Origin of the sequence: Lwoffella lincolnii (assembly GCF_002014765.1) — a bacterium.
GTDB lineage: Bacteria > Pseudomonadota > Gammaproteobacteria > Pseudomonadales > Moraxellaceae > Psychrobacter > Psychrobacter lincolnii.
In genome coordinates, this window is sequence record NZ_MUYT01000008.1 from 65,214 (window position 1) to 77,567 (window position 12,354).

At 46.3% G+C, this 12,354-nt stretch carries 15 protein-coding genes; 10 read left to right on the forward strand and 5 right to left on the reverse strand.

Translation table 11 applies throughout. The features are described from left to right. Positions 1–13: 13 nt before the first annotated feature. A complete protein-coding gene (locus B0682_RS09755; RefSeq protein ID WP_078307688.1) occupies positions 14–265 on the reverse strand; it encodes a transposase in 252 nt (83 codons plus the stop codon). On the opposite strand from B0682_RS09755, the gene B0682_RS06825 reads away from it, so the two are divergent. From B0682_RS06825 to B0682_RS06875, 10 genes are all read left to right on the forward strand, one after another. Next, positions 254–388, forward strand: coding sequence for a transposase (locus B0682_RS06825; RefSeq protein WP_078307690.1), 135 nt, complete (start codon positions 254–256; stop codon positions 386–388). The two genes, B0682_RS09755 and B0682_RS06825, sit on opposite strands and share 12 nt — an antisense overlap. Before the next feature lie 355 nt (positions 389–743). Beyond that, positions 744–1,772, forward strand: coding sequence for a homoserine kinase (locus B0682_RS06835; RefSeq protein ID WP_078307693.1), 1,029 nt, complete (start codon positions 744–746; stop codon positions 1,770–1,772). A gap of 2 nt (positions 1,773–1,774) precedes the next feature. Beyond that, positions 1,775–2,659, forward strand: a complete 885-nt coding sequence (locus B0682_RS06840; protein ID WP_078307694.1) for a class II glutamine amidotransferase — start codon at positions 1,775–1,777, stop codon at positions 2,657–2,659. Between the two features lie 150 nt (positions 2,660–2,809). After that, on the forward strand, positions 2,810–3,388 hold the full coding sequence (locus B0682_RS06845) for an acetyl-CoA carboxylase biotin carboxyl carrier protein (RefSeq protein WP_078307695.1): 579 nt from the start codon (positions 2,810–2,812) through the stop codon (positions 3,386–3,388). Positions 3,389–3,390: 2 nt separating this feature from the next. Beyond that, the gene (gene accC / locus B0682_RS06850; protein ID WP_078307697.1) at positions 3,391–4,755 is read left to right on the forward strand and encodes an acetyl-CoA carboxylase biotin carboxylase subunit; all 1,365 of its coding nucleotides are present in this window, start codon (positions 3,391–3,393) and stop codon (positions 4,753–4,755) included. A 30-nt stretch (positions 4,756–4,785) separates the two neighbouring features. After that, on the forward strand, positions 4,786–5,601 hold the full coding sequence (pxpB, locus tag B0682_RS06855) for a 5-oxoprolinase subunit PxpB (protein ID WP_078307698.1): 816 nt from the start codon (positions 4,786–4,788) through the stop codon (positions 5,599–5,601). Positions 5,602–5,643: 42 nt separating this feature from the next. Then, a complete protein-coding gene (locus B0682_RS06860; protein ID WP_078307700.1) occupies positions 5,644–6,567 on the forward strand; it encodes a 5-oxoprolinase subunit C family protein in 924 nt (307 codons plus the stop codon). After that, positions 6,557–7,345 carry a 5-oxoprolinase subunit PxpA gene (pxpA, locus tag B0682_RS06865; protein ID WP_078307701.1) on the forward strand — a complete coding sequence of 263 codons (789 nt, stop codon included), beginning with the start codon at positions 6,557–6,559 and terminating at the stop codon, positions 7,343–7,345. The genes B0682_RS06860 and pxpA overlap by 11 nt, the downstream gene beginning before the upstream one ends. Positions 7,346–7,387: 42 nt before the next feature. Continuing rightward, positions 7,388–8,587, forward strand: a complete 1,200-nt coding sequence (locus B0682_RS06870; protein WP_078307703.1) for an NRAMP family divalent metal transporter — start codon at positions 7,388–7,390, stop codon at positions 8,585–8,587. A 35-nt stretch (positions 8,588–8,622) separates the two neighbouring features. After that, positions 8,623–9,171, forward strand: a complete 549-nt coding sequence (locus B0682_RS06875) for an acetyl-CoA carboxylase biotin carboxyl carrier protein (protein WP_078307704.1) — start codon at positions 8,623–8,625, stop codon at positions 9,169–9,171. 89 nt (positions 9,172–9,260) lie between these two features. Here B0682_RS06875 and B0682_RS06880 read toward each other — a convergent pair whose 3' ends face one another. Genes B0682_RS06880 through ubiG form a run of 4 tightly spaced genes read right to left on the reverse strand, consistent with a single transcriptional unit; the run spans position 9,261 to position 12,272 of the window. Beyond that, positions 9,261–9,950 (reverse strand): metal-dependent hydrolase, encoded by a 690-nt coding sequence (locus B0682_RS06880; protein ID WP_078307706.1) that lies wholly within the window; start codon positions 9,948–9,950, stop codon positions 9,261–9,263. 3 nt (positions 9,951–9,953) lie between these two features. Beyond that, positions 9,954–10,730, reverse strand: coding sequence for a YciK family oxidoreductase (locus B0682_RS06885; RefSeq protein ID WP_078307707.1), 777 nt, complete (start codon positions 10,728–10,730; stop codon positions 9,954–9,956). Between the two features lie 33 nt (positions 10,731–10,763). Then, positions 10,764–11,477, reverse strand: coding sequence for an HAD family hydrolase (locus B0682_RS06890; RefSeq protein ID WP_078307787.1), 714 nt, complete (start codon positions 11,475–11,477; stop codon positions 10,764–10,766). Positions 11,478–11,534: 57 nt separating this feature from the next. Then, positions 11,535–12,272, reverse strand: coding sequence for a bifunctional 2-polyprenyl-6-hydroxyphenol methylase/3-demethylubiquinol 3-O-methyltransferase UbiG (ubiG, locus tag B0682_RS06895; protein WP_078307789.1), 738 nt, complete (start codon positions 12,270–12,272; stop codon positions 11,535–11,537). Between the last annotated feature and the right edge of the window lie 82 nt (positions 12,273–12,354).

Sequence of the window (12,354 nt, forward strand, 5' to 3'; positions counted from 1 at the left end):
ATGAGGGAACTCTTTACACAGTAGCAAGTCCTGCCACATCAGCTAATGCTTGCTTTTTATGGTTCTTTACCATGTTTTTTACACCTAAATATTCAATTGCATGACTGGTAGCTTGGTTTTCGCAAATCAGTTTATGCGTGACTTTATGGTGTAAGTCTAAACGCTGGTTGCGTACTTTTTCATGAATACAAGCAACAGCTAACTTTTTGAAATATGGGTATAATTTAGCATTATTTTTATTTAAGTGGCAATCATGAATAATCAACTAATGGCAAAGTTTTACTGGAAGCCTGTACTTTGGACTGGGGCATATTGTTTGCTGACTACTGGTGGTGCTATGATTGATGCCATTAGACAATATATCGAAAAACAAGAACGCCCTGCTTAGGTCGCCTGTGCTCATCCCCACCTAAATCAAAGATTATGGGTGGAGAATTATGCAGGATAGGTTAAAATTCATGAAATGACGAATCATGTTATTGACATACTTTTTAGTGGTTGGTGGTTGGGTCTTGTGTTGCCATCGATGCCAAAATGTCTTTATCAATCACGTCCACACGTCCAGTTGTTCATTATTGGATTGCTTGATATTATCTTGCAAATGCTAATCATGCTTAGGGTGTTCTCTAAGCAAACTCAATCCAAGGCAAAATAAATTCAAAACATATTGTGTTTTATCCGTATAATGATGCCAAATACTATCATATTTTGTATTGTCATATTTTATCAATTTAGGACAGCTCATGTCGGTATATACCCAGTTATCTGAACAGCAGTTCATCGAATTTTGTCAAGCATTTGGCGTGGATTTTGCCCATGCCACACCCATTACTCAAGGCATCAAAAATTCAAATTGGTTCATTCAAACCACCCATGATAAAACAAATGAGCCATCTTTTGTGTTTACTTTATTTGAAGAACGTAAACCGCATGAAATTCAAAAAATGGCAATTATCCTAAACAAACTCAAAGACAAGCTGCCTGTTGCCACCCCTCTTAAAGCCAATAATGGTGAGTTTTTGCTCTATTTTGACAACAAAGCCATTACCCTTGCCCCAAAGTTATCAGGCAATCACCCCACCCACATCACATCTGATATGTGCATGCAAATGGGGCAAGCGTTGGCAACGTTGCATGATGGCTTACAAACACTTATCCCTGCTGAGCATTATGGCGTGGCGCTGTATCCTTGGCATTTGGTCAAAGACCGTGAAACCAAGTTTATGCCAAAAGACGAAGCCAAATTAATGAATGACATTTGGCAGGCGTATGACAATGTGATTAAAAGCGATGTAACTAAAAACGATGTAACCAACAGCGATGTGGCACATGGTGGTTTGCCCAAAGGCTTGTGCCATTTGGACATGTTTGCAGATAATACGCTGTGGGATTTTACGGGTGATACACCAAAGCTGACAGGACTGCTTGATTTTACCGAGGTGTCTGTTGAGCATTATCTGATGGACATTGCCATCACCATCAACGATTTTTGTACCACATGGGGCAATGCCAATGACGGCGAGAGCGTGAATTTTAACACGGACAAAATGACTGCTTTTATAGATGGCTATGAGAGTGTCCGCCCCTTAACGGACAACGAAAAAACCGCCTTGCCTGTGATGCTTGCCTACTCTGCCACCATTTTTTGGCTTTTGCGACTAAATGTCATTTATTACAACCGTGAACAAGGACGCACAGGTGATAACATCATGGTCAAAAATCCCGACTTGATGAAACGCTTGGCAAGTCATCATTGGGCAAAGGTGCAATAATCATGTGTCAACTGCTTGGAATGAATGCCAACACCCCCACCGACATTGGATTTAGCTTTACAGGGTTTAGAAAGCGTGGCGGACTTACTGACCATCATGAAGATGGCTTTGGCGTTGCGTTTTTTGAGCGGACAGCATTGGGTGATATTGGGCTTCGTCAGTTTCATGATGATAAACCCAGCCATTTATCGCCTGTGGCTGATTTGGTGAATCATTATCCCATTGAAGCAATGAATGTGATTGCCCATATTCGCAAGGCAACCACAGGGGGTCATGGACTTGCCAATATTCATCCTTTTGTGCGAGAAGTGTGGGGAGAGCAATGGGCATTTGCCCATAATGGGCAGATGAGCGCCGACTTCATCAACCGCCTGCATCGACTCAATGCGAACGGTAACGCCCAATACTACCAGCCTGTTGGGGATACCGATTCAGAGCTGGTATTTTGCTACCTACTCAATCGGCTAAAGTCCACCTTTAAACACCGCCCTGACGACACCAGATTATTTGCCTTTCTCATTGCCCAATGTCGCTACCTATCCGTTGGTGGATTATTTAACTGTCTAATCTCTAACGGTGATTGGCATTTGGCTTATGCAGGCAGTTTGTTGTTTTATTTGACACGCAAAGCGCCCTTTGGTGAAGCCAGACTTGCTGATGATGATTTGTCCATTAACTTTAAAGACGTCACATCAGCCACCGATTGCGTTACCATCATCACCACCATACCATTAACCAACAATGAACAATGGCAACAGCTTGCGGTTAATGAGTGCCTTATCTTCCGACAAGGACGCATGGTTCACCAAGACCTACCCAGCAAAAAAACATACCTAAGCATTGATGATGGCATTACTTTGGCCAGGCAAGTGGGAGCAAGCGTGTGATGGGTCATGGTCATATTGGTACAATCGATGCCATCTTTGCCAAGCAATCTTTGCCAACTTGTCTATACAATTATATGAGCAACATGCTATAGTGCAGAAAAATCACCATCATCCACATCACCACATTACCATGACGATTAGGACACCAATATGGACATTGACTTAACCCAACTTAAGCAACTCATCGCCATTGCTGAGAATGCCAACATTGGACAGCTTGAGATAAGCGATGGCGACCAACGCATCAGCATCATCTGTCAGTCGCCCATATTTACGTTACTGCCCGCCTTTAACACCGCATCGAGTTTGGTGGCGCCCCAACACCATCAAGCCCACACCCCATCATCTTTAGATGCGACCGCCCCTACTGTGTCTGCTTCACACATGTCTGCTTCTGATGTCTCTTGCTCAGACAATTTAAATCCAAATGCGTCAAATCCAAGCACATCAAGCCCTGCCATCTCCAGTGCTGATGTTACCAATATCATCACCGTCACTTCGCCCATGGTTGGTACGTTTTATCGCAGTGCCGAACCTGACACACCCCCTTTTGTTAACGAAGGCGATGATGTGGCAGTGGGCGACACCTTGTGCATTGTTGAAGCCATGAAAATATTACACGAAGTCAAAGCTGAGCAAGCAGGCAAAATCCAACACATCACCGTCAATGACGGCGATATGGTCGAATATGGGCAGACGCTCTTTGAACTACAGCCAACAGGGGTATAGCGATGTTTAACAAAATATTGATTGCCAATCGGGGTGAGATTGCCTTACGCATTGTCCGAGCTTGCCAACAAATGGGTATCCAATCGGTGGTGGTGCATTCTGACGCTGACCGTGATTCTTTGCCTGTCAAACTTGCTGATGAAAGCGTGTGCATCGGACCTGCCAAGGCGAGTGCCAGCTACCTTAATCATGATGCCATCATTTCTGCTGCTGAAATCACAGGGGCTGGGGCGATTCATCCTGGTTATGGCTTTTTGTCCGAAAATGCCGACTTTGCCGAGCGGGTAGAACGGGCAGGGCTGATATTCATCGGACCACCATCAGACTGCATTCGCAAAATGGGTGATAAAGTCGCTGCTAAGCAGACCATGATTGCCGCTGGTGTGCCTGTGGTACCAGGGTCAAAAGGGGCGTTGCCCGATGACGATGACGAAATCGAACGCATCGCCGACCAAGTGGGGTATCCAGTCATCATCAAAGCCGCTGGTGGTGGCGGTGGTCGGGGCATGAGGGTGGTTGAAGACAGAGCCAAACTGCTGTCTGCGGTAACCATGACCAAAAACGAGGCCAACACTGCCTTTGGCAATCCTGTGGTGTACCTTGAACGCTACCTAAAAAAACCTCGCCACATCGAAATTCAAGTGTTGGCTGACCGTTTTGGCAACGCCATTCATTTGGGTGAGCGAGACTGCTCCATGCAACGTCGCCACCAAAAAGTCATCGAAGAAGCCCCTGCTCCTGACATCACCAAAGAGCAACGAGAGCAGATTGGGCAAGCGTGTGTTACTGCCTGCCAGCAGATGGGGTATGTTGGGGCAGGCACGTTTGAGTTTTTATATGAAGATGGTGAATTTTTCTTTATCGAAGTCAACACACGCATTCAGGTTGAGCATCCCATCACTGAGCTGATTACAGGCATCGACATTGTGCGTGAGCAAATCCGAGTAGGGACAGGCGAAGTACTCAGTTATCAACAGTCTGACATTGAGCTGATAGGACATGCCTTTGAATGTCGCATTAACGCTGAGCATCCGTTCACGTCATTGCCAAGCCCTGGGGTGGTGAGTGCGTGCCATTTTCCAGCAGGTTTTGGGGTGCGTATGGACACACATCTGTATGCAGGCTATCGCATTCCCACCAGTTATGACAGCTTAATAGGCAAACTGTGCATTCATGACCACAGCCGTGATGCCGCCCTCAAAAAAATGCAAGCTGCTCTAAATGAGCTGTCCATTGATGGCATTCAACACAACAAGGCGTTGCATCAAGCGTTGTTTGCTGATGAAAATTTTGGGCAAGGTGGCACAAGTATCCACTATCTTAGCCATTGGTTAGAAAATCATGACAACCACACAACAGCCAAATGACAGCCACACGCACGATAGGGAACATTCATCATGGCACAGATTCAAAAAGACACCATAAAAACGCCACCGCAAGACAGCTTACAACCCAAATCACCCACCAAACCACCAAGCAAACCTGTCAGCAAAGCATCAGCGAAAGCCAAGCTTCATTTTAAAATCAGCAATGCCCATTGTTTGATTGGCTTTTTTATTGACCCATTGGACAAAAAGCAAGCAGGACAAGCCGCCAACTTAGTTAACCAACAAGCTTGCTGGGCATTGCAACCACATATCCAAGCGATGCAAGGTGTGTTGGAAGTTGTGCCAGGCATGAACGCCCTAACTGTCTATACCCACTCGTTAAGCTTGCTTGAGCTACAACAACTACAAAAAAAACTCAATGCCTTAGACATCAGTGAGTTTTTGGGCGGTGATGAGTGCAAAGACACCAAAGACATCATTAAAATCCCTGTCATCTATGGTGGTGAGGCAGGTCCTGATTTGGTGGACAGTGCCAAATATTTAGGCATGACCCCAGCCGAGCTGGTCGAAGCCCACACAAAGCCAATTTATACCGTGTATTTTATGGGCTTTCAACCTGGTTTTCCGTATTTGGGCGGTCTGCCTGAACACTTACATTTACCAAGGCACGCCAACCCTCGCACCAAAGTGCCAGCAGGGTCGGTTGGTATCGGTGGGCAACAAACAGGGGTCTATCCTTTTGCTTCACCTGGGGGCTGGCAACTGTTGGGTCGTACCGATGACAAATTATTTGACATTCATGCCACCCCTCCCACTCGCTTACAAGCAGGTGACCGTTTACAGTTTGTGGCGATTCAAATTATTGATGAAGGGCGTGTCAATTAAAGGAGTTTTTGACCAAACGACTGCCAATTAAAGGATAATAGCATGAGAATAGACAAACTGACAGGCATCTGTAGTGTACAAGATTTGGGGCGAATCGGTCATCGCAGTCAAGGAATCCGTCGTAATGGGGCAATGGACGCTTGGTCACTGATGGCAGGTAACGCCTTACTCAAAAACCCAACCAACACCCCAGCCATTGAACTGACCATGGCGGTGGTAACCTTAAGTTTTGATTGTCAGGTGAGTTTTTGTCTGACAGGGGCCCAATATGAAGCCTATCTGGACGGTGAGCAAATTCGTAATTATTGGCGTGTGCAAGCCCACGCAGGGCAAACGCTGGAGCTTAAAAGGGCGGTCACAGGTTTGCATGGTTATCTGTGCATACAAGGTGGTTTAAACATGCAGTCGGTTCTGGGGTCTGCCAGTACCGACATTCAAGCAGGATTTGGTGGTTATCAAGGACGGTTGCTACAGGCAGGAGATGATTTTGAGCTGACCGATCAGTTTGAGCTTGCCACCATTGGCATTGCCAGCCTGCCTGCTCAAGACACAATCCGCATCAGTAAAAACAGTGAATACGATGCTTTTACCGCCAACGCCCATCAGCAGTTGGAAAGCCAAGCCTACAAGCTGTTGCCATCAAGCAGCCGTATGGGCTATCGCCTAGAGGGCAATCATTCCCTAACGCTCAAGTCAGAACTACAAATGCCCTCGCACGGAGTTGATGTGGGCATGATACAAGTACCGCCCAATGGTCAGCCAATTGTATTGATGGCAGACGCTCAGACCACAGGGGGCTACCCTAAAATTGCCTCAGTGATTGAAGCAGATTTGGGGTTGCTTGCTCAGACCCGTTTTGGGCAGACGTGTCGGTTTGCTGTGGTGTCGCTGGGTGATGCCATCATTGCTCGCAATCAGCGACTGCTTTATATTGATAGAATTCGGAGATATGCCAATGCCAACTGATACCACAAGCCATGCCAACCCCAAAACACCCACACTGTCCATTGATTTAAATGCTGACGTTGCCGAAGGGTGTGGTCAAGATGAGCGACTGATGAGCATCATCAGCTCCGCCAACATCTGCTGTGGACTGCATGCTGGGTCGGTTGCTGACATTCATCAAACCTTGCAATTTGCCAAACATCACGGCGTGCAAGTGGGGGCCCACCCAAGCCTAGATGACAGGGCCAATTTTGGTCGAGTGGCACAACAGTTAAACGCCGACGCTTATCACGCTTTGATGAGCTATCAGCTTGGGGCAATGCAAGCCATGTGTGACTTGCACGGTCTTAAACTGGCTTATGTCAAGCCACATGGGGCGTTGTATAATCAAGCCGCCAGTGATGAACATTTGGCAGAAATTTTGGTCAAACAGCTAAAAGCTTTTAACCCAGAGCTGGCACTGATGGGGCTGGCTGGCAGTCAGATGATTGCCGTTGCCGAGTCGTTGGGCGTGGCGGTCATTCGTGAAGCCTTTGCTGACCGTCGCTACACCGATGCAGGCACGTTGGTGTCTCGAACCAAGCCACACGCCGTCATCACCAACGAAGAAGAAGCGGTACAACAAGTCCTTGGTATGGTGCAGGCAGGTCACATCATCACTGAGTCAGGAAAAACACTAAGCACCCAGATTGACAGCATCTGCTTGCATGGCGATAACGAACACGCCATCGCCTTTGCCAAGAAAATCAAGCAAGCATTGCAACAGCATGGCATCGCCATCAAGCCGTTGGCGATTTAGCTTTATATCTTATATCCCACACGTACAGACAAAGGATTGTTTATGCAACCACACAAACTCAATACCGCTAATAAATCCGCCATTTTAGGGGCGGCATTTTTGATGGCAACTTCAGCGGTTGGGCCAGGCTTTTTGACCCAAACCGCCACCTTCACCGAATCACTGCTTGCTAGTTTTGGTTTTGTGATTTTGCTGTCCATCATCATGGACATTGGCGTACAACTCAATGTTTGGCGAGTGGTGGCGGTGTCTCGCTTAAGGGCTCAAGAGCTTGCCAACAGGGTCTTTCCGGGGGTGGGCTATCTGCTGTCGTTGCTCATCATCATGGGTGGCTTGGCGTTTAATATCGGTAACATCGGTGGGGCGGGGCTTGGCATGGAGTCCATGTTTGGCTTATCGCCGATTGTCGGGGCATTGATTAGTGGTGTGATTGCCGTTGCCATCTTTTTGAGCAAAGAAGCTGGCTCACTTATGGATAGATTTGCTCAGCTTATGGGCTTTATCTTAATCATGTTGGTCATTTATGTGATGTTCCAGTCTCAGCCACCTGTGGCAGAAGCAACGGTCAAAACCTTTATGCCTGATACCTTAGATGCGATGGCGATTGTTACGTTGGTTGGTGGCACGGTTGGCGGATACATCACTTTTTCAGGGGCTCATCGTTTGTTAGATGCTGGCATCAGTGGGCAAGAAAACTTAAGCGAAGTTACCAAAAGCTCAGTAACAGGCATCATCATCGCCTCCATCGTGCGTGTGTTTTTGTTTTTAGCGGTATTGGGAGTGGTCAGCCAAGGAGTTAAACTTGACCCAAGCAACCCAGCACTGACCCCATTTAGCCATGTGCTTGGTCATGTGGGACAAATCATCTTTGGCATGGTCATTTGGGCTGCTTCCATCACCTCAGTGATTGGTTGTGCCTACACATCTGTGTCATTCATGACCAACTTACACCCCATCATCCGTGATAACAGTCGTTATTTTATCATTGGCTTTATTGCTGTATCGACCTTGGTGTTCTCAACCATCGGTAAGCCTGCCACGGTGTTGGTGTTGGTGGGGACATTAAATGGCTTGGTATTGCCCATCGCCCTAATCATCGTGCTGATTGCCGCATATCGAAGTAACATTGTGGGCGATTATCAGCACCCAAAATGGATTGCCTTTTTTGGTTGGTTGATTGCCATTGCCATGAGCATCTTAAGTGCCATGACCATCGCTAAGTATTTGGGCTTGACAGGTTAATCTGATAAGGCAAGTAAAACAGATAAGGAAGTGTGATGAACATCGACATTCAGCAAGTACAACACATTGTCAATTTGGTGAATCAATCGCCCATTCAAAGCTTGAGCATCAGTGATGGACAACAGTCTTTACAGATTAACAAATGGACCACACCGCAGCCAATGACGTCATTGGCTCAGCCAAGTCGCTCAAACAATTCAAATAACAATTCAAATAACAGCCCATTTTTGGCAAGCACACCCCAAAAATCTCAAAACAAGCGGTCAAACAGCAAAAGCAAAGCAAATAGCGAACCATCAGGCGGGTTGGGTGGGCAGATTGCCAACACTCGAGATGTGGACACAGGTCGCATCATTGCTGCCAATCATGTGGGCTATTTACGACTGCGTGCCGATGATGTCACCTCCGTTTTGGTAAAAGTGGGCGATACCGTGAGCAAAGGGCAAACCCTTGCCTATGTCCAGTCCACCGTTAAGATGTTGCCAGTTACCGCCAATATTTCGGGGCAAATCACCGATATATTGGCGAATGATGGTGATAAAATTGAATATGGGCAGGCGTTATTTGCCTTGGCAAGGGATTAACATCATTTTATTTTGCCATCTGTCATCATTTTGACAGCATTCATTGATAGACGAACGTGATTGATTTGATAGACTCACAAAGGCGATGACTAAATCATCGCTTTTTTTACCAACAGCCAACTGATTGAATCGCTGAGCGTTGCCCAAAATTGACCAAATGAAGGGGTAACAAACCATAATGTGGCGACCAAAGCATATAAAATCGCATACCGCCATGGGTATTTGGATTGATAAAACTTCATCGCTGTGCCTGAAGAGCGTTTTATTTTTAGCCCCAGCAGATTGACACTGTACAATTCATCTAAAATCAGATGCACAAGGCTGCCCAAAAACAGCATGCTGCCATAAAACCAACTGATGAATGCCGAATTGGCAAAGCCATAAAAGTTTAAGCAAACCAATGCCAGCCCCAGCAATGCCATAAATGGTACTGAGTGAATCATGCCCCGATGCACCGTTACCCGACCAAATACCCAAAATAACCCATAACGCACCAGCACATAGCCCACCGCCCAAGTGATGAGCATGGCGATAAACGATAACTGCTCTCGCCAATGGCTCAATACCGCAAACACCACCATAATTGACAGCAGATTAAACCCCATTTTGGCTGGGGTTGACTTGTCCGAATCAATGTCAGGCAGCAAGCTGCCAACCGTACCAATTAAGGTGGCGGTGGCAAATTCATTGTCCGATATTGTGCCTGCCTTAAAGCTGAGCAACGCCAACACGCCACTGACCACAAAACCCACGCTCACATGGGTATGAAAATTTGCCACGGATTATTGAACTTTTTTGGGCTGCAAGTCAATCACCTCACCCTTGACGTCGATGCTGTCATCACTCATCAAACACACATAAGCAGGCATCAACTCTTCAGGTGTTTTTAAAGTCATGGGATTTTCACCCGGATAAGCATGGGCTCGCATGTTGGTACGAGTGGCCCCCGGATTTAGGCAATTAAAACGCAGTTTGGTGGTGCTTTTGGTCTCTTGTGTCCAAATATCACTAAGACCCTCCACGCCTTGCTTAGACAGCGCATACGCCCCCCAAAATGCCCTTGGCACAGACCCCACAGAGCTTGTGGTAAAAACCACGGACGCATGGTTGGCAGACTTTAATAAGTCAAATAACGCTTGTGTCAGCATGAATGGAGCGGTGAAATTGACTTTCATCACCTGTTCAAAGGTAATCACATCATACATCTCCAATGGGGTCAATGCCCCCAATGTCCCTGCATTGTGCAAAATGCCGTGCAACTGTGCCACTTCATTGCCGATGAGCTTGGCAAGCTGTTGCATTTCTGCATGACTTGCTCCCTCTAAGTTCATGGGCAAAATGGCAGGTTGCTCACCACCAAAATCTTCAATTTCGTCATAAACGCATTCTAACTTACTTGTGGTTTTACCCAGCAACAGTACCGTTGCGCCATGACGTGCATAAGTCAATGCTGCCACACGCCCAATGCCATCACCTGCCCCTGTTACAAGGATATTTTTGCCTTTTAGACAATGAGATTGTGGCTGATAATTGCGAATGTCATCATGTGTTATTGTCATTTTTCTTAAAAGCCCCCATCAAATAAAATTCTATCATAAATAATCAAAGCGATTAGAGCCAAGTAACGTTACCAACTCTTTTGGCGTATTGACGATAAAATCCGCTTGCCAAGCAGGCAGATTGTCTTTATCTTCAGGTGGCAGATAACCATATGCCGCCAAAACCGTTATCATACCAGCAGCATTGCCTGCTTGGATATCACGAAGGTGGTCGCCCACATAGATGATTGAGCCTGCCATGGCACGTGGCATCGCCAGTTTTTCCATTGCCAAATACATGGGTTCTGGGTCAGGTTTACTGCGGGCAACGTCATCAGGACAGACCAAGACAGCACAACGATGAGTCAAGCCCAGTGCATCAAGCAGTTTTTCTGCCAAATATCTGGGCTTATTGGTAACAATGCCCCAAGGTGTGCCTTGTCTTTCTAATTCTTTGAGCTTATCATCCAGACCTGCAAATATTTGGCTGTCTACACAAATGTCTTGTTCATAAATGTCTAAAAACTCTTGACGATAGGACTGTATTTTTGGGTCATCATCAGCAACTTTCGCCAATTCTTCGCCAAACATCAATTTAACCATTGCCTTTGCTCCTGCAGACACCTGCTCTCGTATGGCAGTATCCGTAGGGCATGGGTGATTGTGTTTGGCACACATCACTTGAATGATGCGAATAAAATCATTGGCAGTGTCAATCAATGTGCCGTCTAAGTCAAATAGCACAGCTTTGATATATTGTTGATTCATCATGGATTACTCAAAACAGATTGTTGATTTTTTATCAAGGTCATTTCTTTATCTTTATCAGGGCAATTTTTTGACAGCCATCATATAATTGACATCGACATTTTGTGCCAGCCAATAGCGTTTGGTCAGTGGGTTATAATGCAGTCCAATCAAATCATGACGGATAAATCCTGCATGCGTTGCCATGCTGTCAAGCTCAGCTGGGGTAATGAATTTGTCATAATCATGTGTGCCTTTGTCCAACAGTCTTAGCACATATTCTGCCCCAATAATGGCAAACAGATAGGCTTTTGGATTTCGGTTGATGGTAGACAGCACGCACACCCCATTGGGTTTTAATAAGTCAAAACATGCTTTCACAATGCTGGCAGGGTCTGGCACATGCTCAAGCATTTCCATGCAAGTCACCACGTCAAACTGCTCTGGTTGACTTTGAGCCAGTGTCTCAACAGCAACATGTTGATAATCAAGGGTGTCCGTCAAACCTATTTTGCCAGCATGAACGCTGGCGGCTTTTAGATTTTCTTCCCCCAAATCCAGCCCTGTTACCACCGCCCCACGGCGAGCCATGGACTCTGCTAAGATGCCACCCCCACAACCAACATCTAACACCCGCTTGCCTGCCAAGCCACTGCCTAAAACGTGTCGCACCTTGTCTTCAATCCAGCTTAACCGCAGTGGATTGATGTCATGCAACGTGGCAAATGCCCCTTGTCGACTCCACCATTCATCTGCCAGACGAGTAAATTTACCCACTTCAGCAGCATCAACATTGACCGAATGAGCATTGGGCATGGCGTTGGTGTTAACGTTGGTATTAGTTTTGTTGTCAACATTGGTATTAACGTTGGCATTAGCATTGGCATTAACATTGGCA

What these genes read in the sequence shown, in the direction of transcription:
- B0682_RS06835 (WP_078307693.1), top strand. Translation starts at nt 744, where the DNA reads ATGTCGGTATATACCCAGTTATCTGAACAGCAGTTCATCGAATTTTGT.
- pxpA (WP_078307701.1), top strand. Translation starts at nt 6,557, where the DNA reads ATGCCAACTGATACCACAAGCCATGCCAACCCCAAAACACCCACACTG.
- B0682_RS06845 (WP_078307695.1), top strand. Translation starts at nt 2,810, where the DNA reads ATGGACATTGACTTAACCCAACTTAAGCAACTCATCGCCATTGCTGAG.
- B0682_RS06825 (WP_078307690.1), top strand. Translation starts at nt 254, where the DNA reads ATGAATAATCAACTAATGGCAAAGTTTTACTGGAAGCCTGTACTTTGG.
- pxpB (WP_078307698.1), top strand. Translation starts at nt 4,786, where the DNA reads ATGGCACAGATTCAAAAAGACACCATAAAAACGCCACCGCAAGACAGC.
- B0682_RS06870 (WP_078307703.1), top strand. Translation starts at nt 7,388, where the DNA reads ATGCAACCACACAAACTCAATACCGCTAATAAATCCGCCATTTTAGGG.
- B0682_RS06840 (WP_078307694.1), top strand. Translation starts at nt 1,775, where the DNA reads ATGTGTCAACTGCTTGGAATGAATGCCAACACCCCCACCGACATTGGA.
- B0682_RS06885 (WP_078307707.1), bottom strand. Translation starts at nt 10,730, where the DNA reads ATGACAATAACACATGATGACATTCGCAATTATCAGCCACAATCTCAT.
- accC (WP_078307697.1), top strand. Translation starts at nt 3,391, where the DNA reads ATGTTTAACAAAATATTGATTGCCAATCGGGGTGAGATTGCCTTACGC.
- B0682_RS06860 (WP_078307700.1), top strand. Translation starts at nt 5,644, where the DNA reads ATGAGAATAGACAAACTGACAGGCATCTGTAGTGTACAAGATTTGGGG.
- ubiG (WP_078307789.1), bottom strand. Translation starts at nt 12,272, where the DNA reads ATGCCCAATGCTCATTCGGTCAATGTTGATGCTGCTGAAGTGGGTAAA.
- B0682_RS06875 (WP_078307704.1), top strand. Translation starts at nt 8,623, where the DNA reads ATGAACATCGACATTCAGCAAGTACAACACATTGTCAATTTGGTGAAT.
- B0682_RS06890 (WP_078307787.1), bottom strand. Translation starts at nt 11,477, where the DNA reads ATGAATCAACAATATATCAAAGCTGTGCTATTTGACTTAGACGGCACA.